The organism is Mucilaginibacter sp. P1_A3, from assembly GCF_056406855.1.
Genome location: NZ_JBFTZJ010000002.1, coordinates 330284 through 352884, shown reverse-complemented (window position 1 = coordinate 352884; position 22601 = coordinate 330284). Strand labels below are relative to the sequence as shown.

At 40.0% G+C, this 22601-nt stretch carries 15 protein-coding genes; 8 read left to right on the top strand and 7 right to left on the bottom strand.

Translation table 11 applies throughout. From position 1 onward, the window contains the following. Nucleotides 1-27: 27 nt before the first annotated feature. The 3 genes from AC1D0K_RS05620 to AC1D0K_RS05610 all read left to right on the top strand — a co-directional run bounded on the left by AC1D0K_RS05620 (nt 28) and on the right by AC1D0K_RS05610 (nt 2587). Entirely contained in the window at nt 28-252 is a 225-nt protein-coding gene (locus tag AC1D0K_RS05620; protein ID WP_091142315.1) for a CDGSH iron-sulfur domain-containing protein, read from the top strand. Nucleotides 253-358: 106 nt separating this feature from the next. Then, nucleotides 359-1168, top strand: a complete 810-nt coding sequence (locus AC1D0K_RS05615; protein WP_477396999.1) for a tRNA pseudouridine synthase A — start codon at nt 359-361, stop codon at nt 1166-1168. A gap of 117 nt (nt 1169-1285) precedes the next feature. Then, a complete protein-coding gene (locus tag AC1D0K_RS05610; protein ID WP_477396997.1) occupies nt 1286-2587 on the top strand; it encodes a DEAD/DEAH box helicase in 1302 nt (433 codons plus the stop codon). Here the strand turns inward: AC1D0K_RS05610 and AC1D0K_RS05605 are convergent. After that, nucleotides 2584-2808 carry a VF530 family protein gene (locus tag AC1D0K_RS05605; RefSeq protein WP_295711666.1) on the bottom strand — a complete coding sequence of 75 codons (225 nt, stop codon included), beginning with the start codon at nt 2806-2808 and terminating at the stop codon, nt 2584-2586. The two genes, AC1D0K_RS05610 and AC1D0K_RS05605, sit on opposite strands and share 4 nt — an antisense overlap. A 264-nt stretch (nt 2809-3072) precedes the next feature. On the opposite strand from AC1D0K_RS05605, the gene AC1D0K_RS05600 reads away from it, so the two are divergent. Further along, on the top strand, nt 3073-7371 hold the full coding sequence (locus AC1D0K_RS05600; protein ID WP_477441548.1) for a two-component regulator propeller domain-containing protein: 4299 nt from the start codon (nt 3073-3075) through the stop codon (nt 7369-7371). Nucleotides 7372-7376: 5 nt separating this feature from the next. Here AC1D0K_RS05600 and AC1D0K_RS05595 read toward each other — a convergent pair whose 3' ends face one another. Further along, complete coding sequence (locus AC1D0K_RS05595) at nt 7377-7871, bottom strand: hypothetical protein (protein WP_477398701.1); 495 nt, start codon at nt 7869-7871, stop codon at nt 7377-7379. A 30-nt stretch (nt 7872-7901) separates the two neighbouring features. After that, nucleotides 7902-8555 carry a YceH family protein gene (locus AC1D0K_RS05590; RefSeq protein WP_477398699.1) on the bottom strand — a complete coding sequence of 218 codons (654 nt, stop codon included), beginning with the start codon at nt 8553-8555 and terminating at the stop codon, nt 7902-7904. 161 nt (nt 8556-8716) lie between these two features. Here AC1D0K_RS05590 and AC1D0K_RS05585 point away from each other — a divergent pair, with 161 nt between their 5' ends. Continuing rightward, nucleotides 8717-9538, top strand: a complete 822-nt coding sequence (locus tag AC1D0K_RS05585; protein ID WP_477441546.1) for an MBL fold metallo-hydrolase — start codon at nt 8717-8719, stop codon at nt 9536-9538. 3 nt (nt 9539-9541) lie between these two features. Here the strand turns inward: AC1D0K_RS05585 and AC1D0K_RS05580 are convergent, their stop codons facing one another. Then, complete coding sequence (locus tag AC1D0K_RS05580) at nt 9542-10318, bottom strand: M90 family metallopeptidase (RefSeq protein ID WP_477398695.1); 777 nt, start codon at nt 10316-10318, stop codon at nt 9542-9544. A 16-nt stretch (nt 10319-10334) separates the two neighbouring features. Continuing rightward, nucleotides 10335-11045, bottom strand: coding sequence for a DUF92 domain-containing protein (locus AC1D0K_RS05575; RefSeq protein ID WP_477398693.1), 711 nt, complete (start codon nt 11043-11045; stop codon nt 10335-10337). A 60-nt stretch (nt 11046-11105) separates the two neighbouring features. Here AC1D0K_RS05575 and AC1D0K_RS05570 point away from each other — a divergent pair, with 60 nt between their 5' ends. Beyond that, nucleotides 11106-11795: a class I SAM-dependent methyltransferase gene (locus AC1D0K_RS05570; RefSeq protein ID WP_477398691.1), complete on the top strand. Its 690-nt coding sequence runs from the start codon at nt 11106-11108 to the stop codon at nt 11793-11795. Between the two features lies 1 nt (nt 11796). Here AC1D0K_RS05570 and AC1D0K_RS05565 read toward each other — a convergent pair whose 3' ends face one another. Both AC1D0K_RS05565 and AC1D0K_RS05560 read right to left on the bottom strand, forming a co-directional pair. After that, on the bottom strand, nt 11797-12678 hold the full coding sequence (locus AC1D0K_RS05565) for an AraC family transcriptional regulator (RefSeq protein WP_477398689.1): 882 nt from the start codon (nt 12676-12678) through the stop codon (nt 11797-11799). Between the two features lie 148 nt (nt 12679-12826). Then, nucleotides 12827-15706, bottom strand: a complete 2880-nt coding sequence (locus tag AC1D0K_RS05560; protein ID WP_477398687.1) for a TonB-dependent receptor — start codon at nt 15704-15706, stop codon at nt 12827-12829. Between the two features lie 611 nt (nt 15707-16317). Between AC1D0K_RS05560 and AC1D0K_RS05555 the strand changes: the two genes are divergently transcribed. Further along, nucleotides 16318-18828, top strand: a complete 2511-nt coding sequence (locus AC1D0K_RS05555; protein WP_477463016.1) for a hypothetical protein — start codon at nt 16318-16320, stop codon at nt 18826-18828. Between the two features lie 16 nt (nt 18829-18844). Then, complete coding sequence (locus AC1D0K_RS05550) at nt 18845-22402, top strand: carboxypeptidase regulatory-like domain-containing protein (RefSeq protein ID WP_477396380.1); 3558 nt, start codon at nt 18845-18847, stop codon at nt 22400-22402. The last annotated feature ends 199 nt before the right edge of the window (nt 22403-22601 follow it).

Genomic DNA, 22601 nt, shown 5'->3' with positions numbered 1-22601 from the left:
GTTACCTTTGCACCAAAATTTTAACGAATGGCAACAACTAAACTTACTATTAATAACAACGGATCTGTAAAAATTGAAGGCGATTTTGAAATTGTAGATATGCAGGGCAACAACTACGGCTTACAAGGCAGAACTGTGCTTTCTGTTTGTCGTTGTGGCTTATCAGCAAACAAACCGTTTTGTGATGGATCGCACAAAGGTCATTTTGAGCATAATGCAATCGCATTTGACCTCCCTCCTAAAAAAGTTTAAATAACGGTTTATTACCATATTTATAAAGGCTCGCAGTTAAATACCGCGGGCCTTTACTTTTACAGACATTTTTACCACATTTTTTGTGGATTTTTGGCAAAAGAAGATGCGGTATTTTTTTCATATAGGTTATCATGGCACACGGTACAGCGGCTGGCAAAAACATGCAGGCGTTGCAAGCGTACAGGATATTTTTGAAACTGCACTAAGCCAGCTTTTAAAAACCGTGGTTGCAGTTAACGGCTGTGGCCGCACAGATGCCCAGGTGCATGCCAGCCAGTTTTTTTTCCATGTTGACATTGAGCAGGAATGGGATTTCGACCTCTTCTTCAGGCTGAATAAAATATTGCCTGATGATATCGCTGTATTTGATATTATACCAATGCAGGGCCTGCCCCACGCCCGTTTCGATGCCATACAGCGCTCCTATGATTATTTCATCCACACCTATAAAGACCCTTTTTTAAGTGGTTTCAGTGCCTTGTACCCGGAAACAAATCTTAACATTGAAGAAATGAAAAAGGCGGTTGCACTGTTACCGCTTTACAATGATTACCGTGCCTTCTGCAAAATGCCCAACAGGATTGATCATACTATTTGCCATGTGAGCTCGGCTGCGCTATACGTTGATAAAACCGGCGACAGGCTGCGTTTCCATATTTCTGCCAACCGGTTTTTAAGTAAGATGATCAGGATAATTGTTGGCCGCCTGTTAGAAATCGGTCGCGGCCAGATGACTGTTGATGAATTTGAGGGTCACCTCGTCAGTGGGCAAACACCAAAGATCATTATACCCGCCTATCCGCAGGGTTTATACCTCTCAAAAATAACTTATCCTTACCTTGATATCCCGGCCAAGCCAACATTTTCGGGCCTGCTGCAAAAGGATGATGATACGGTTTGGCAATCACTTTAATGCTGATAAATTACGCCTATCTTGTCTCCTGATTCTAATTTATTGACTCTCATAATGGATATGAGCAGTATTTTAGGTAAATTCGCCCTCTTAAATATAATTTAATAAGGTTCTCAGATGGTGTGGTTTGAAAAATTGAAGCTAAAAAAGCAACTTGTTCGGTCGGTAAATGAAGCTGGTTTTACAAACCCTAAAGAACTGCAACTAAAAACCTTGTCAAGAATAGTTGGCGGCCAGGATATTATCGCCATAGGGCATGAAGGCAGCGGTAAAACTACCACTTATGTTTTAGGGGTGTTAAACCGCTTTAATTATGCACCAGAAGGCGTTCCGCATGTATTGATCCTTGTACCCGAGAAAGAAGATGTATTAAGCGTAATTGAACAATTTGATCTTCTTAATAAAAATAAATCCATTAAAATTGTTGGCCTGTATGTAGCGCCAGGTATAGAAGCACAGATGGATGCACTTGCTGATGGTGCCGATATTGTTGTTGCCACTCCTGACAGGGCAAGAGCTATCTACCTGAAACTTGCTCTTAACCTTAACAAGGTTGTTCTGTTTGTGGTTGATGATGCTGATGAGATGATTAAAAAAGGCATGCAACTACCTGTAGTTGAACTGGCCAACAGCATTGGCAAAAGTCAAAAACTGGTATTTACCGAGGTAATGCACAGCAAGCTGGAAAAAATGTTAGCTCCTTTTATGCATGAGCCCACTATCATCGAGGTAGAAGCGTTGGCAGAGAAACCAATAGAAACCTATCCGCAGTTATTATATAATGTACCAAACTTTGGCACCAAACTAAACCTGCTTAATTTATTCATGTACGATGAGGAGTTGTTTACCAAAACCGTTGTGTTTGTAAACACACGCGCTACAGCCGAAAAAGTATACAAAAGCCTTCAAACACGCTTACGTACAGCAGTTGCCTATTTAAACCCACAGTTTTTTGATAGCCCTGGTTTTAAAAGCATCGAAGATTTTAAGGCTGATGAAAGTTCAAGAGTACTACTGGTTGCCAATGAAAACGAGGAAACCATCAACCTTACAGATATCCCCTTCCTGATCCATTTTGATTTGCCTGCAGAAAAGGACATGTTTATTGAGCGTATCACTAATCACCTGCCCGATAGCGAAAACGAAACAATGGCCCTAACCTTTGCTACCGATCTTGAGCTTAGCCAGGTAAAGAAGATTGAGCAAGCTATTGGCAAAAAAATATCAATTGCCGAATTGCCTGCAGAGCTAATTATTGAAAAAGAGCTGAAAGTTAAGAAAGAAGAGAAAGCAACTAAACCAAATCCAGAAGCTCCTGTTGCAGGTGCTGCCTTTCATGAAAAAAAAGCAGCCAACTCAAAAACTTACAACTTTAGTTCGGGGCAAAAGGCCAAAATGAACAATAAGCGCAAGCACTAATTCTTTTTTGTAAAGTAATGAATGTACATGTCCTCAACCTTTTTGCGGGCCCAGGGCGTTTTGCGCAAAAATTTAAGACTTGACGATATGCTTGGATCCTCCAAAAAGCAATTTATCCGTATCTGGTAGCCAAGCTCCGGCCAGCCGAAACGGGCCACCAGCTCGTTCAATATCATCTCTAATGTTTTACCGTGTAGCGGGTTATTTACTTGTTGAGGCATATGCAAAGGTAAAAAAATAGCTCTATATTGTTTTTAAGGCAACGCGCATAGCTACCAAAGGAAACAGGAAGTTTTCAAGTTCGTTTATTGGGTCGCAATGTGCAAAATTACAAGGTATCTATTAATTTAACTTTAGCTTAGGCATAACTAAATCAGGTTGTTCCACGTTTAAACAGGTATACCCCGGCGTTCCAGTTAATTACTTAATTTCCAAGATCTGGGTTATTTACACAATACATCCAATTTTATAACATCCTGATATCAATGAATGGCTATAAGCTTTATCTGATCTTACTTTTTCAAGCTATATCATTGTTTGTAATTGCCCAGGACCGGCCCATACATTTCCAGCGTATTGGCAGTAAGGAAAACCTTTCCGAACTTAATGTCAACTCCCTGATACAAGACCACCGCGGATTTATATGGGTAGGTACCCGTGATGGCCTTAACAGGTACGATGGCAGTAAATTCAAGATCTTCCGGAATGATATTAATGACAACACCAGCATCAGCAACAATTATGTAAACCATATTGTTGAAGATAAAAACGGCGATCTGTGGATAGCTACAAGCGGAGGGGTTAATAAATACGACCGTAAAAAAAATCGCTTTTACCATTACCTGCATAACGATAAGCTACAAAACAGCCTTACCAATAATTTCATCGTAAATATTGCTTTGGATAAGAATGGTAATTTATGGATAGCCACTTTAAAGGATGGCGTTGATGAATACATCGTCAATGAAAACAAATTCATTCATTACAAGTACAACAAGAATGATCCACGTAGTTTAAGTGACGATAATGCGAGGGTAATATATGTTGATACTCAAAATAATGTATGGATAGGAACATCAAATGGCGGCCTTAATCTTTTTGATCCAAAAACCAAAAGCTTCACCAGCTTTAAACATGATGAAAAAGATGGAAAAACAATATCTGCCAATAAAATAACTTCCATTTTTGAAGATAGCAGCCACCGTTTATGGATTGGTGTTACCGAGGGCGGCTTAAACCTTTACGATGCCAATACTTTAACTTTTAAGCATTTCAAAAACAATCCCAACAATAGCAATTCGCTATCACATAACAACATACAGTGCCTTGGCGAAGACAGCAATCATAATTTATGGATAGGTACAGAAAACGGAGGTCTGAGCATATTTAATTACGAGAAAGCAACATTTAGCAACCATTCCCAGGACGAGGTGGATAACAGCAGCATATCCAGCAATTCTGTTGATGTGATTTTGAAGGATAAAGTAGGTAATATGTGGATAAGCGGCTTTGCCGCTGGTATCAGTTTATACAAAAAAGTAAAAGAAAATTTCACTCACTACAATCATAATTCGTTGGCCAATAGCTTATCAAACAACTTTGTGCTGAGTATTGCTGAAGATAAAGAAAACAATATATGGCTTGGTACCGATGGCGGCGGACTGAACCAATTTAATCCCCAAACAGGCAGTTTTAAAGCTTACCGGTATAGTGATAAAGACAAAACAACCATCGGCGGCAATTATGTTTTGGCATTAAAAGAAGATGACCGAAACAATTTATGGATAGGCACCTGGGGAGATGGAGTAAGCGTAATGGATCTGCAAACCCATAAATTCAAATCGTACAGGAACAATCCCAATGACTCGACCAGTTTAAGCGGAAACAATGTTTATGCCGTTGCTGCTGCTCCCGATCATAAAATATGGTTTGGCACACTTGGCCAGGGGCTTGAATTGTTTAACCCCAAAACAAATGGCTTTATCCATTACCGGCACGATCCTAATAACCCGAAAAGCATTAGCAGCGACAATATTAACTCCCTTTTAAGTGATACTAAAGGAAACCTTTGGGTGGGCACCAATGATGGCAGCCTTGACTTGTTTGAGCCAGAGACCAATACCTTTAAGATATTCAGATACAACATTTCAAAAAACAGTTTGGGTAATAATGCGGCGCTTGATTTGTTTGAAGACCATGTTGGAACCATATGGATATGCACTTATGATGGCCTTACCCGGTTTGATCCAAAAACAAACAAGTTTTTTACCTATAAAGCAAGCGATGGCCTGCCAAACAATTATACTTATGCTATAAGGGAAGATAATAATGGCAACCTATGGATAAGCACCAACAATGGCGTATCGAGGTTTAATCCGCGAACAAAAAAATTCCATAATTTCAATATCGAAGATGGTTTGCAATCAGATGAATTTAAGCCTCACTCGGCAGTAAAGAGCCATGACGGTATTATTTATTTTGGTGGCGTTAACGGGTTCAATATGTTTGATCCGGATAAGGTAATGGAAACTACCTATGATCCTCCACTAATATTAACAGATTTCCAAATTTTTAATAAAACGGTTCCTGTAGCTCAAAATGATAACGACCACTCCCCTTTAAAAGAGGACATTTCTGAAACAAAATCGATTACGCTGCTCCACAGGCAATCGGTTATCTCTTTTGAATTTGTATCGTTGGATTTTGTGCAGGCCAATAAAAAAGAATACGCATACCAGTTAGTAAACTTCGATAAAAACTGGAATTATGTTGGTAGCAAAAACTCAGCTACTTATACCAACCTGCCAGCCGGTAACTACATATTAAAGGTAAAAAGCCGTAACGGCGACGGCAAATGGTCAAAACACGAATTGAGTTTAAATCTTACCGTTTTACCTCCTTTCTGGCTAACCTGGTGGTTTATTTTGGGTACTTTATTGGGTGTGTTTGCTATAATTTATAGTCTTTACCGATGGAAGGTAAACAATATAGAAAAGCAAAAATATTTATTGGAACAACAAGTATCTGAACGTACCGCCGAGGTTTTATACCAGTCGGAAGCGATAAAAAAACAATCCGACGATCTGCAGCAACTAAATTCCGATCTGCAGGCGCAATCTGAAGAATTGCAGGCTCTTAATGAAGAATTACTATCGCAATCAGAAGAGCTGGAAGTTCACATGACCCATGAAAAAGAGGCCCGCGAAGAAGCAGATAAGGCCAACCAGGCCAAAAGTATATTCCTGGCTACCATGAGCCATGAAATACGCACGCCCATGAACGGTGTAATTGGTATGGCTTCACTTTTAAGTGAAACCGAACTGAATATGGAACAACGTGAATACACAGATACGATTATATCATGCGGCGATAGCCTGGTTAACGTAATCAATGATATTCTCGATTTTTCAAAGATAGAATCGGGCAAAATGGAGATGGAGGAAGAAGATTTCGACCTGCGCCATTGTATTGAAGATGTACTTGACCTGTTTGCACCTAAAGCCTCGCAGCAAGGACTGGAGCTGGTTTACCAGATAGATGCTGCCCTGCCAAACCAGGTGGTGGGTGATAGCCTGCGCTTGAAACAGGTAATGAGTAATTTAACCAGCAATGCCTTAAAGTTTACCCAGCAAGGCGAAGTATTTATAAAGGTTTTTCTTTCAAAAACCCATAGCAACGGTGATATTGAAATAGGTTTTAGCGTAATGGATACAGGAATTGGTATCCCCGAAAAAAAGGTATCCAGCCTATTCAATGCATTTTGGCAGGCAGATTCATCAACCACACGTAAATATGGCGGTACCGGTTTAGGTTTGGTTATCAGCCAGCGTTTGGTAAAGCTGATGGGAGGAGATATTTGGGCAGAAAGCGTTTACGGCGAAGGTTCGGTATTTGTGTTTACCATTAAAGTTGCGGTAAGTAAAAAGCAATCCAAACATGTACCGTTGGTTTTTGACACTTCTCTTCTTGAGGGCAAAAAAGTATTGGTTGTTGATGACAACCAAACCAACCTTTTTATAATTAAAACCCAATTGGAGCAATGGGGATTAATCACCACAACTGCCTCATCAGCTGCGGAGGGTCTTGATTTGCTGGCCAATAACCAGGATTACAATCTCATCATTACAGATATGGAGATGCCATTTATGGATGGTGTTGGTTTTGCTACGGCCGTTAAGGCTAAATATGCACAGATGCCTATTATCATGCTGAGCTCCATTGGCGACGGTTCAAAAACAAAATATCCGGGACTGTTCTCGGCCATTTTAACCAAGCCTGTTAAGCAAAATCAACTGGGTAAAAGCATCCAGGCCGAATTAAGGGGATATGGAAATACGCCCGAGATTGAACCTAAAGCTGTAAAGCTTCTTGATGAAAAATTCGCCGCTGAGTTCCCGCTCCATATCCTGGTTGCGGAAGATAACCTGGTAAATCAAAAACTCATTAGCCGCATGCTAAACAAATTGGGGTATGAATTTGCACTAGCCGAAAACGGGCTTGAGGTATTGCAAAAACTGGATGAACAGGACTTTAACGTGATACTGACGGACATCCAAATGCCCGAAATGGATGGTTTTGAGGCCACCCGTTCCATCCGCGAAAGCAACCGTAAGCTACAGCCTTTCATCATAGCCATGACCGCTAATGCCGGCCCTGATGACCGCGACCTGTGCATTAGTGAAGGTATGGATGATTATATTGCCAAACCCATGAAACCGGAGGGATTAATTACAGTTTTGAAGGCAGCTTATAAGATGATGAGTTTGGTGGACAAGAAAGGTTAATTAAATCAATAATATGGCAGTGTTTTACTCTTAAAACGTTCCAAATCTATAGCTTCGGTGAAATAACTTTTAAATTTTTCGGAAAGGTATAGATCCCTGAATTTTACAATCGTATATCCACTGTCGTAACAAACAATCTCTATCTCTGCATTAGGGTGCTGTATATTTCCATTTTTCCAGATCAGGGGATTACCTTCAGCAAATGGCAAATTCTGCTCATCCACTAAGGGTTTCGTAAACGAAGGTATACCTAAAATAACCGCCCAATAAATTTGCACACGCGCATCGAGCAATTGATGCAATTCATTTTCAGACAACAAAAAATAATCATCTTCGTGATTTATAGGTAACTTCTGGCCTTCAAACAAACCTGAAGTATTATATTCTAAATCAGTTATCAACCAATTAAATCGTTCCAGGTCTTCTAAAATAGGGACTAAAAGTTCGTTTAAGTACGTGTGACAGGATAGCTTTAGTGTTTTCCGGATAATCCAATTCATATATTAAATTAAAACTTCTTTGAATGTAATCTATCCCATCAATTCCTTCATCAGCTTATCAAAAGCCTCCTTCATTTCGGCAAGGTCATGCTCCAATTTAACAACACGCGCTTCTAATCCACCGGATGATCTGCCACCGGTTTCTTCCATTTCGTCATCGTCGGTTATCACCGGCGTACCAGCTAATAAATGAGCATACCGCTGTTCTTTTTGACCGGGGCGTTTCGGCAATTGTACAATATAAGGCATAGCCGGATCAGCCAGTTTCTCCAGCATTTCCTGTACTTCTTCTATCGATTCAAACTCATATAACCTGCCCGAATTGGTATTCAGCTCACCCGGTGTTTGCGGACCACGCAATATCAGCAGGCAAATTAATGCTACCTCGGCCGGGATCACCGGGAAAACAATGGCAAAATTGTGCTTGTATTTGATATTGCGGATAGATCCGCCGGTTGCTGTCGAAATCAGTCCGCGCCTTTTTAACGTATTTAAGGCATCGGTAACCGTACCATCATCATAATTCACTACCGGCTTGCGCGATGTTTTTTGATTACAGGCTGCAGTTAAACCATTGAGAGTCATTGGATAATAATCTGGCGTGGTTTTGCTTTTTTCCATTAGCGAGCCAAGCACGCGCAGTTCAACTGCATCAAGTATGGGTAAAGTTTGTGGTGAATCCATGGCTAAATATAAGCAGCTTTTTATAACCTCAAAAAATTGATACTTATTTTTAAAAAGGAAGGGCTTGTAACAGCTAAAAATATGGCTCAAATTCGTTACTTTGTACCATACAATTGAAGGCCAGCTTTTAGCTTTCGGCCTTCAGTTTTTGGCTCCAAAACATGTCTTTATTCATTACATCACTAAATTCGGGGAGTAATGGCAATTGCTATTACGTAGGGAACGAGCGGGAAGCTATATTGGTTGATGCCGGCATATCATGCCGTGAAACTGAAAAACGGATGGCCCGGCTTGGCCTTTCCATGAGCAAAGTAAAAGCGATTTTTGTATCGCATGAGCACTCCGATCATATTCGCGGAATCCCGGTACTGGCCAAAAAATTTAACCTCCCGGTTTATATCACGCCCGGTACATTGCTCCATTTAGGTAATACTGTGGATGAGAAATTGGTTCACCATCTGCGGGAATTTGAAACAGTAACCATAGGTGAACTGGAAGTTACTTCTTTCCCTAAAGTACATGACGCTACCGAGCCACATAGTTTTATTGTTAGCTGCCGCGATATTAAAGTAGGTGTATTTACCGATCTGGGCGTTGTATGCGATCAGCTGATCCGCTATTTTGGCCAGTGCCATGCAGCTTTTTTGGAAGCTAACTATGATGAAGACATGCTGGAGAATGGCGGGTACCCTTATCACTTGAAAAGGCGAATCCGCGGAGGTAAAGGCCACCTGAGCAACAAACAGGCATTAGCACTGTTCATGACGCACCGACCGGCCCACATGACGCATTTACTACTGGCCCACCTATCCAAAAACAATAACGACCCCAAACTGGTAGAAGACTTGTTTACAAACTGTGCCGATGGGATTAAAATAGTAGTTGCATCAAGGCATGAGGAAACACCGGTTTATTATATTGGCCATACCGGCAATACTTTAGAAGTGGCCGGTCAACTGGATTTTGGTTTTAACTCTCTGTAAAATTCAATCCGCCGCCCTATCCTGCATAAATATCGTGCTCAGCATTTCATATAGCTCCGGGTGTTTGTGCTTTAGTTCGTCAGGTTTTTGGAAAAAATACTCGGCCGCCACAGCAAAAAATTCGGCTTCGTTGGTAATAGCGTAAGGGTTAATATCAGATTTACCTTCTTCTATTTTATGAATTTCCTGGTGTATCATTTTTAACCAGGGCAAAACATAATCGTGCGCCAGTAGATTTTCGGGCACACCATTAGTTGCTCCATCGCTTTTATCCAGCAGGTGCACAAATTCATGAATGGCGGTATTTTCCCTTCCGGCTGAGTTTGAAAAACCTTTTATTAATGCCGCCCTTGACAAAATCATTTGCCCATTCATATATCCGGTACCTACCATCCCCAATATGCTCCGGTTTTCACCTTCAAACTGAAACTCACTATCAAAAGTATCTGGATACAATATCACATTAGTTAAATTCTGATACCTCCAATCCTTAAATCCAAAGATGGGTATTACCGCGCTTGAGGCTATCATCACCCTATCCGTATCATCAACTATAGTGCCTACCCCTTCGATGGTAATGCCGCTCAGGAATACATTTATTTTCTGCTCAAATACCTGCTTGCCTGCTTCATCAAGCTGCTGATAAAATTGAATATGTTGCGCTAATATTGATCTGTAACCTGCATTTGAAATACTATTGGCTGTTTTTGCTTTATTGTTCTTTAAAAAGAAATAAGCAACCAACGCAAAAACAATAAAACCTATTAAAATAAAAGTCATTTGGTAAATATCAGTATTAAATAAAGTAAAGCAACAGCATAACTAAAGCAGCTATCAAGGTATTTAAAAAGTTTACGGTGTTATTGCCGATGTAAAGCTTACGCTCCAGTAACGAGCCCATTACAGAATCACTTAAATTCCCTATTGTTCCTGCAACAACAATCCAGATGAGGTTTAAATCCCACCCAAAGCCGATAGCATAAATTACCGCGATTACACAACTTCCGGCAATGCCTGTTAATATCCCTTCCATACTTATCACCCCATCCAATCCACGCTGATCCGGTTTCAGGCTGATGATGTTATAGAAACGCTTACCATAAACTGTACCCAATTCTGATGACAGCGTATCTGCCGTAGCTGAAGCAAAGCTGGCTGCCATCATCAGCGCCAGCAAATGAGTTAATTGAGGATATAACAGCACCAATAACCCCGCTATTCCTCCTACCCCTGCATTAGCCAGCACCTGCCCGGTTGTTCTCCCGCTTTTTCGTTCTTCTGCAATGGTAAAAGCCTGTTTTTTATTTTGCTGGAACGAGGTAGCCGCCGATCCTAAGATAAAAAAGGTAGTCATCATAGCAATACCGGTGAAACCAGCGCCAATAAAAACGCTGGAAGCTACTACCCCACCGGTTAAGGCTGCGGCAAAAGTTAGTTTCCGAGCGGCCACGCTGTAAATTATTCCTGTAATTATAATGAGTATTAATAAAGTATAGCCGCTAAACATATTACCAAAGGTATTTATTGTGCCGATAATTATGCCGCCAATTCATACTTTTGCCTCTGCATGAAAGATATTTTAGGTCAGGCCATACACGATCATTATTACAAGAATCCTCCACATAAGCTTTGGATCAACAACCAATATGGCCCAAAGGAAGAAATGCCTATTGAAACTTATTTCCGCGATGAGGATGATATGCCTGATATAGAATGGCTTGCACTTAACGAGTGCCGTGGCGAATTACTTGATATTGGCGCAGGTGCCGGCAGCCATGCCCTGGTACTGCAGGAACGTGGTTTTGATGTAACTGCCCTTGAGATATCGGCATTTGCCGCAGACGTAATGCAGGCGCGTGGTGTAAAAAAGATAATCACCGCCGATATATTTGAATTTAAAGAACGCAAATACGATACACTGCTGTTACTAATGAACGGCATCGGCCTGACAGGAACCTTAGAAAATCTTAAAGTGTTTTTAGAGCATGTAAAAAGCTTGCTTAATAAAGGCGGTCAGTTATTATTCGATTCATCGGATATTGCGTACCTCTACGAGGGAAACCTGCCCGATACCGGCAAATACTATGGTGAACTCAGTTACCAGTATCAATACAATCGTGCAAAAACCGATTGGTTTCCATGGCTTTACGTTGATGAAAAAACATTGACCACTATTGTTCAGGAAGCTGGATTTGAAATGGAAGTTTTACTGGAAGATGAATATCAACAGTATTTGGTAAGATTGACGGTAAAGTGAACTAATTGATTTTCCCATTATAATTTTCCAGGTACTCCCTTGGCGAACTTTGTGTTACTGATCGAAATACCCGGTTAAAATTGGTGATGCTTTTAAACCCGCATCTATAAGCTACCGCAGCTATGCTGTCTGATTTATTGCCTGTAAGCATTTTACAAGCTTCGTTGATGCGCACTTCGTTCAAAAAAGTTATAAAAGTATTGCCGGTGTGCTTTTTAAAGTAACGACAAAAAGATTCGGACGTCATAAAAGCCGCTTTGGCTACGTCTTCCAACGTGATAGCTTCGGCGTAGTTTTGTATAATATAATTGTATATGTTGCCTATCCTAATTCCTTCATTTTCGGTGATGCCCGGCAAATTTCCGTAGGATGAAAGCGGTTGCAGCTGTTGGTTTATACCACTTAGTCCTTTCAACAATTTCATAAATTGCATGAGCTGATCCGCCCCACTGGCATCCCGCAGCAAGGTCATATTTGTTAAAATGTACTCCGCATCATCTGCCGGTATTTTAAAACCTTGTTGATGCTGCTGGATAAATAACTTATAGCCCCGCATTTCGGGCAAATCAAAAAGCGCGGTAAGTATCCCCTCCGTATTAAAAAATATACTCAATGCACTTACAGCGTCCTCCGTTTCATTTTCAAAATACTCCGGGTCACTTTTAAACAGATGAGGCAGATTGGCGCCCAATAAAAAAACATCACCAGGGGCAAAGTGATGCATATTATTGCCAGCAATGAGGGTGCCCTCACCCTGCTGTATCCAGGTTATCTGCGTTTCTTTATGCCTGTGCAGATATGGATAAAAATAAGGCAGACTAAATTGATCGGCAATTACGCTTTTATCATGGGGCACAGGAATGGTAAACTGTAAAACCTTCATATATACTCGCTCATTAACAAGCAAATATTACCATAAAATTTCTTATTAATTCAATATACGGGATAATATTTGTAAAAAATCAGCAACACTAAAAAAAAAAATCCCCCGACTCAAAAGAGTCGGGGGATAATACTTACACTTAGTTCGATTAAAAATGGAATGCCAGTTTTGTGAACATTCTCATGCCATTAAAGCCCATTTGTACAGCATCAAAAGGTCCTCCTGATTCACTATCACCCCAGGATGATTGATGGGCACCTTCTGTAACCGCTAAGTCTGGGTGTACATTAAATATGTTATCTACACCAACAGTCCACGATATTTGTTTAGATACTTTATATGATACATATAAATCAGTAGTAGCTTTTCCGTGGAAAACAAAGTTTTCGGGAACAACGCCTTTACCATTATCTAAATCAACATAAGGATCCCATCCATTGCCCGAAGCAGAAGTATTAGCGCCTCCCGGTCCGTCTGGGTTTGCACCCGGCACACTGCTATAGCCAAAACCCTGTGTTGTCAATTGACCGAAATAAGTAATGTGAGAACCTGCCGCAAATTTGCCGTATCCGTATTCAAGCCCTAAAGAAAATTTTTGCCGTGGAGCAGATGCTTTTAAAAAGGCGGCCTCCCTTGTACTAAAGTAAGCTTGCTGGTGTGCATAAGTATCATTTAATGCGGCCGGGATATTTACTTTATCAATAGTTATCCCTTGAATATTCCCGGCAAGTAATGCCGTGAACCTGTTTTTTCCCCATGACTTGCGATAATCCAATACAACATCAAGCCCTCTGTTGGTTGTATTTACCGCATTGGTAAAGAAGTTGGCGCTTGTTACATTATTAGCTATTAAGTAACTTTTTATGGCGGTTACAGTGGTATCAAAACTACCGGTAATTACTATCCTATTTTTTATTTTAATAATATAACCATCAACAGTAACATTAAAACCAGAAGCAGGTTTCCATGTAAAACCTAAGCTGGTGTTAGTAGATGTTTCCTGGCTAAGTTTTGGAATCCCCACCTGGCGGGCAGCTTCAGAATAGTTTGGAATTAATTTAGCATAAACCAATTCGCCTGCAATGATGTTGGTATTGGTATTGCTAAAATTCATTTGTTGCAAAGAAGGCGCCCTAAACCCTGTACTGAAAGAGCCTCTTAAATTAAAATTGTCGCTTACTTTATAACGAGTTGCTAATTTAAATGTACTTACCCCTCCAAAATCAGAGTAATGTTCAAACCGGGCAGCACCATCAACCAGCCATGCTTTGGTTACATCTAAGGTACCTTCTATATAACCCGCTTCATTGGTTCTGTTTGCCGTAGTTGCATCCGTTGGCTGATAACCGGGGTACCCTTCTGATCCGGAAGCTTTAGAAACACCATCTAAAGTGGCCCCGCCATTTCTGTAGGAGTCTGGCTCACCTGCATATAGCTTATAGCGTTCATACCTCATTTCGCCACCAAAAGACAGTGTTAATCCCTGCGCCACATGGTCAAAATGCTTGGTTATATCTAAATTGGCTGTATTTTGTAAAAAACTGAAGCCCCCGTCATTAAACCTGGTTTTGGTATATTGCTCTGGTAAAGGCAGGGAAGCATTAAAGGTTTGGTTACCCCAATAATGAAAATCGTTATAGCCAATATTATTACTCAAATCCCAGTCCCAGCCATCGCCTATGGTACCTCTGAAACCCAAAGCACTGGACATATCTTTGATATAAACATCTTCCTGTGGATTGTAATACACATTGGCTGTATCTAAAACCCCTGGTGTGGGGTCAAACACCCGCATAATACCGGGTACAAATATGAGGTTACCTTTATCATCGGTAGGGAATTTTATATGATTGCTGCTACTGCTCCACCTGCGTGTCCAGGCATAAACATTTGAATGTTTATAGTTGTAGCCACCAAAAGAATAAAAAGTAGTTTGGCTGCCGGCGATAGGAATTTCCATATTGTACATTCCGCCGCCAGATGTGACAGAACCATCGCCAAAGGCTCTTCTCCAGGCATCAACGCTTAAAGCCTTTGGATTAGTAGCCCAATTGGTATCAGGCACCGCCCTAAACGTTTTACCCTGCTTCAAAAAGTTGCCGCCAAAATTGATAAAGCCGCCATTTTTACCTATCGCCAGTCCATAATCCATCCCTAACGTAAATGTTTTACCGTCTACCTGTGAGCCTGTATAATACTGACTGGGGTCAACATTATTCAGTGTATTATATTTATGGTCATAGTAACCGCTACCACCAATGTTGATATTCAGTTTGTTTACATCTTTTTTCAAAACTATATTAATAACACCCGCAATGGCGTCAGAACCATATTGTGCAGAAGCGCCGTCGCGCAAAATCTCAATCCTGTCAATAGCTGCTTCAGGTATGGCATTTAAATCGGTACCGCTATTACCACGCCCGCGAGTACCTACCTGGTTTACAAAGGCCGATAGGTGGCGGCGTTTACCATTAATCAACACCAATGTTTGATCAAAGCCTAAGCCGCGCAAACTGGCAAAATCAATAGCATCAGATCCATCGCCGCCGCTTTGCTTGTTGTAGTTAAAGGAGGGCACAGCCTGGTTTAACTGACTCATCAAATCGGGCTTTGCTGTAGTTTCACCAATTTGATTCATCTTGAGCACATCTACCGGTACCGGCGAATCCATTTTTGTACGGCCACCACCACGGCTCCCTACCACGACTACCTCTTTTAAAGATTCCTGAGAAGAAGCCAGTTCAATGTCCAATACCTTGGTTTCGCCAGCGACAAGCTGCACAGTTACGGTTTTCTTTTCGAAGCCCACGGCTGAAAAACTTACCTGGTATGAACCCGCTTTTAAGGTTAAGGTATATTTACCATCAATGTCGGTTGTGGTACCTATACCTGTTGGCGATACCTTAATGGTACCGGCACTTATAGATTTCCCGGCACTTAATACAGTACCTGTTAACTTTTGCGCGAAAGTTGGAGAACAGAGCAGTAAAAACGCTCCAAAAAGAAAAAAATGTAGTTTTAAATTCATGCTTTGTTTGATTGGATTAATTAACTCTGTTGATTAACCTACAAATTAGCATTATTTATTCACAAATTATTATTTTAACATAAAATCAATATAAACACAGGTTAAATTTTTATTTAATTTTATATTTATTTGAAAAACACTTAAAATAAAACACAAAACTTTAAAATTTTCAATACAAAAATCTATTTAACTTAAAAATAAATCTTAAAAATGCCTTTTATTTAACACAAAAAGATAAATTAAATTTAAAAACAAAAAAATAGATAAAAAAACAAAGACATATCATATAAAACCAAAAACAATAGGATAAATATAAAATTTAGGGATAAATTTCGATACAAACACGATGCACACACCTCGATAATTTATCGATAAGCCTTCCTTAATAAAACGCTTCCAATACCGCTAAAGCCCACATTCGGTTCAAAGATCTTCCAACAACTAATAAGTGAATGAATTAAATCTTTTTCATAACTTTAGTAAAATCTAATAAACCTAAAAATACAAGCTTAATAATAAGGCAGATAACAACATTTAACTACCGATATTTTCATTGGTGGTTCATGTTTTTATAAGCAAATTATAGGGCCTGGTTACCTTATGCAATTGCCATGATCAAAACTATAGTTTGTTTTATAGTGCTACTCCCGTTTACATGTTTTGGGCAAAGCTCTATTGCAACCAGGGCTTTAACGGCTGTTGATGAAATACAAGCAGCAAATTATTACAGGCATGCCAATAACGCATCTTTTTCAGCAGACTCCATCATTAAAAAAATAGATCGGTATAATGCTATTAATAATAAAGGCCTTTTTTATTTACACCTCGATAAAACAGTATACACCAACAACGAAGATGTGTGGTTTACGGCCTATCTTTTAAACAGCGCTGATAAAGAAAAACACCACACGCTTTCTGTGGCATTGGTAAACGACGACGATAGGAAAATAGCCATGGAAGACTTATTCGCGATAACCAATAGCTTATCATTTGGTCACCTTACCCTGCCCGATACTATACCACCAGGCAATTATCATTTGCTGGCTTACAGTAATGTGTTAGATAAAAATGGCAAGCCGGCAGATGTTTTTAGTCAACCTATTACCATTAAAACAACCGGGGAAGCAGGCTTCAGTGCTTCGCTGAGGTTAGTTGATACGGTGCGGGATGATACAGGCAATTTAAAAGCAATTATAAGGGTAGAGAATAAAAATCCAAAAATAAAGCCCATCGCCAATATCGAATACGCCTTCGGCCAAAAGATAAACAATGCTAAAACCGATATTTATGGCGAATACGCAATAACTATACCTAAAACTGCAGGCAATTTACTTAGAGTAGCTATAAAACAAGACAAGGATCTGCAATTCCTCAGCCTCAATTTACCGCTGATAAAGGGCTCACCCGTAATTCATTTTTTCCCCGAAGGCGGCAACATGGTTGAGGGTATTAGTAATCTTATTGGCTGGGAGGCCCGCTCATCAACAGGCGAATACTTAAAACTAAGTGGAGTATTGTATAAAAACGACAAACCTGCCGATACTATACAAACCAACTATTACGGCATTGGTAGGTTTAAGTTCGCTCCCCAAAAAAATTGCAGGTATACTTTCCGGCTGATAAAATCGGGCAGTTTCATTAACCAGAAGGATACCATCTATAATTTACCACAGGCCCTGCCTTATGGACCGGTTATGCATATAACCAATGTACTGGCCGAAGACACCTTAAATATTCAGTTAAAAAGCACTAAATCACAAACGGTAATCCTGCTGGCGCACAATTACCAAAACATCATTGCTTATAAGGAATTAACGGCAATCCCAACCGGAACAACTGTTAAAATATTATTGAACGAAGCACCAAAAGGCCTGGCAACGGTTACTTTGTTAGATAGCCTGGGCCAGCCCTTTGCCGAACGCTTGTTTTTTGCGCATTATAAACAAAAGACCACCATCTCCCTGGAAACAGATAGGACTGAATATGGCACCCGCGAAAAAGTAAACCTGAAACTCAAACTAAATAACATTGATGGCCTGCTTACTCATGGTCTTGTATCTGTTGCTTGTGTGCAGGACAACCGTATTGAAAGCACCAGGCAAACTGATATTGATACATATGTTTACCTGAAGCATGACCTGCAACAATTACCTGCCGATCCCCTGGGTAAAAATTATGCCAACCCGGATTATGTACAGGACTTACTTTTGGTAAAAGGCTGGCGAAGGTATAGTTGGGCTGACATGGTTAAAACAACGGCAAATGACACGCTGAATAACGACTCATCCGCGCGGTTTATAGGAAATGTAACGATAGCAGGCAAGCCAATAAAAAAGAAAGCCATGATGGCAATGGGAGGTCTAAGTGAAATTCGAATACTTGAAACAGTTAATAATGGTAAATTTATACTACAACATGAAAACTTATTAAAAAAACCAGACAAAAAACTTACCCTAATGGTAGCTGATAAAAACCCTGACATTTACACTATTGATGTAATTAATCCGTATAAGAAAATCAACATTGACCTTGCTGATCGACTACTTATTGAGCAGAGAAAGTTATCTAAAGAAACAAATACCCAAATGCAGGTATTAAACGGATTTGAGAAAGCCATCGCTTTAAAAGAGGTTATTATTAAAGATCATAACGATGATGGCTTTTTTGGCATAAAGGGCTGGAGGTACAACAGTAAATGCCCAGACTATGTATGCATAAATAATATATTAAATTGTAAAAACCATCCATATTCTTATCGTAAACCCGAGATAGGCAAAACTTATGCCTTTTCTAAGGGGGACAATATGACAACTATTACCTATAGCGGATGCACTGTTTTTGTAGAAAATGAAAAAAGAAATTTTATTAACGTTGCCGGAATAAACACGCCCAAGGAGTACTACCCTATCGACTCAACCTTAATAGCCGCCCCCGAGCCTGAATACTTCTCTACCATTTACTGGAATTACGGTGTTAAAATAGATTCCAATAATCAAGTTGACCTTTCCTTTTACACCGGCGATATCACAGGCCGGTTCAGGGTAATAATACAGGGTGCAGATGAAAAAGAAGTTTGGAGCAAGCAGTTAAACTTTACGGTAAAAAAGAAAATAACACCATAATTATAACCATATTATTATGATCAGAAACCTTATCATCTATATTTTTCTGCTACTCCCGTTTACATGTCTTGGGCAGGTAAATATATCCGGCAAAATAGTAAACCAGGCAGATCAATCGCCGGTGGCCAATGCAAGTGTTTTTTTAAGCAATGCCACCATAGGCGCTAAAACCGCCAATGATGGCACGTTCATTTTAAACAAGGTTAAAAGTGGCAAATATGAGTTGATCGTATCTATTGTTGGTTTCGAAACCTATCGCAGGCAAATCATCGTGAATAACATCAGCATTGCTTTGCCCAATTTAAGCATCGCGCCCAAAACCATCAGCCTGATGGAAGTTAAAATAAAACCACAAAATGATGCCAACCGGCAAAAATACCTGCAGCAATTTAGGGATGCATTTATAGGTACATCCCAACTGGCCAGGCAATGTAAAATCATTAACCCCGAAATGCTGGATCTTGAATATAATGATGAAACCAACACCCTCACCGCATCATCTGTTGATTTTTTGGTTATTGAAAACCAGGCGTTGGGTTACCGGTTAAAATACCTGCTTGGCAATTTTTATAAACAAAGCAACTATTTTAATACGCTTAAAACACATTATGAAGGGTCTGTTTTTTTTGAGGAAATGCAGGGCACACCATCGCAGCAAAAAAAATGGGAAAAACAACGCCAGCGTGTTTATCAGAATTCACCCATACACTTTTTACGGTCGGTTATAGCCAACCGGATTAATGAAGAAGGTTTCCGGATTTTTCAATATGCTTATGAGCCCAACCCGTTAAGACCGGCGGACGATATAATTGCCACAAAAATAGATCACTTTACCAAACTGCAAGCAAGCAATAAACACTATGCCGATTCACTCTCCTATTGGGTTAAAAAATCAAAGCTGGATAAAACATTCCAAACCTTAAGGAATTTCCCTCTTGATCAAACGGATATACTAAAACCTACCGACCAGCCCAAAATGTATGCCCTTAGCTGCGAACTGGACGGATTACACGTTACCTATAATGAAGATGGCCACTTTAGTAAAAACGGTGCTTTAAACCATATAAACGACCCCATCAACACCGAAACTACTTTAATAAGCTTTAATACACCAAACGCTTTGGTTGATAATAATGGAGGCCTTGCCGACCCTAACAGTTTATCATTTAGCGGAGCCTGGGGGCATTACCGCGTTGCAGAGCTTTTGCCGGTTGATTATGAGGCCCCACAAAGTTTACCAACAGCCCCAGCTCCTGCTTTTGCAGAAAATGCCATAGCTAAACTAAAAACCTTTACCGACCAGCATATTAATGAAAAAACTTACCTCCATTTTGATAAGCCTTATTATGCCGCCGGCGATACCGTGTATTTTAAGGCCTATGTTACGCAGGATGATGACCACCAGCTTACAAGTTTGAGCGGTGTACTCCATGTTGATTTGATCAATACTACCAACAAGATTGATAGATCAATAAAACTCCAGTTGGCAGATGGTGTGGCCTGGGGCGATTTCGCGCTGGCCGATTCGTTGCCAAAAGGAAATTACAGGATAAGGGCCTATACCAACTGGATGCGAAACGATGGCGAAGACAATTATTTTGAACAGATTATACCGGTTGCTTCTATACGTGACTATAAAATACCAGAAAACAGTACTCAAAAAACATCGGCCGCGAATAACAAAGTCGATGTACAATTCTTTCCGGAGGGAGGCAAGCTGGTTGCTGATGTTAAATCCAAAATAGCTTTTAAGTCGATATCCCCATCGGGCTTAGGCGTTGATGTTAACGGTGTGATCGTGGATAATGAAAATAATATAGTTTCAACCTTTGTGTCTGCGCACCTGGGCATGGGGTATTTTTATTTAACCCCGCAACAAGGCAAAACTTATAAGGCCAGGCTAACCTACACAAACGGAACTCAAAATATCATAAACCTGCCCGTTATTGAAAACAAGGGTCTGGCTTTTTCTATTGATAATGATTCCATACCCAAAGCAACAGTTAGGCTACAGGCTAATAAGCTATATTTTGATGAAAATAAAAATAAGGAGTATAGGCTGCTAATCTGGTCTGGCGGTGTGCTTACTTCTATAGCTTGCAAGCTGGATAAACCCGTAGTTGATATTGATATCCTGAAAAGAAGATTACATACGGGCATTGCCACGGTTACTCTTTTTTCGCCAGAAGGAGAACCTTTGTGTGAGCGCTTAATATTTGTTCAAAATTACGACCGGTTGAATATCTCGATCAACAGTAATAAATTGGTTTACTCCAACCGTGACAAGGTAAGTATCAGTTTAAATGTAAAAAACAGGGCAGATGAACCATCCGAAGGACATTTCTCGGTATCAGTGATTGATGCGGGCAAAGTACCGGTTGATGATAATGCAGAGAACTCCATATTTGCCCAGCTGTTATTAAAGAGCGATTTAAAAGGCTTTATAGAACAACCTAACTATTATTTTAACCACATTAACCAGGAAACAACCGGAAACCTTGATCTGGTAATGCTTACACATGGTTATCGCAGGTTTCAATGGAAACCACTGTTGGATAACAGTTACCCTGCGCTTGCTTACCAACCCGAGAAAGGACTTGAAATAAGCGGCATCGCAAAAAGCATCTGGGGCAAGCCACTTGTAAACGCAACGGTATCACTTTTGCCACGGCACGGCGGTGATATTTTGAGTCAGATTACGGGCAATGACGGAAGCTTCACTTTCAGCAACCTGATTTTTACTGATAGCACCCAATTTATACTACAAGCTATCAATGCTAAAGCCGGTAATAACACAGTGCTTACTTATAATCAATATAAAAATCCGCCTGTACTTACCCGCCCTACTCTTAATAATAACGGTGATATAAACCAGCTAATGGCCATTTATTTAGATAATAGCAAAAAGCAACAGGAAAATACATTGAAATATATTGGCCGCCGGCCAATTGCACTTAAAGAGGTCAAAATAAGATCTGTAAAAAGAAATGATAATTACCGATCATCTAATTACGGTGGGGCGGGCCATGCAGACCAGGTTATTCATCGCGAAGAATTAGAAAAACTGGGGCCAGATCTTGGTTCTGTTTTGTCTCAAAAATTTCATGGCCTTGCTAAAAAAGCAGGGATGTTTATTATAGATGGCTTAGAAGTAGATAATTTCAGTAGTGTTAATATCAATGATGTAGAAACAGTTGAAGCATTATATGGCGCAAATGCAACTATTTATGGGATGAGGGTTAAAAATGGCAATGCTGTATGGGTGATAACAACAAGGCAGGGCGAAGGAAAAAAAGCGAAGGATATTCCTTCAAAAGGAATATTACCTATTACAGTTGATGGATTTTATAAAGCACGAGAATTTTACGCACCAAAATATGAAAGTAAAATAATTAATCAACCGGATTTACGATCAACCATTTACTGGAACCCTGAACTACTAACCGATAAGGACGGCAACTCTACATTTAGTTTTTATAATTCAGATGGCACAGGAACTTATCGCCTCCTGATTGAGGGAATCGATAACAAAGGCAATATTGGCCGGCAAATTTATAATTATACCGTTAATTAAGTTTTTTCAATATTGCTGCTTAATTCGATAACGATGATATTCCTGCGGAGTATTTTGCCAATGCCGTTTAATTATAATTGATTGGTGGCTTGTTCAATCTTCTACTCCAATACAAAGCTTTTATTTCAAAATACCTGTCTTTTACCATGGGTAGTAGTAATGTAGTGGCTTGCCAATACGCCCGAAGAATATTACCTTA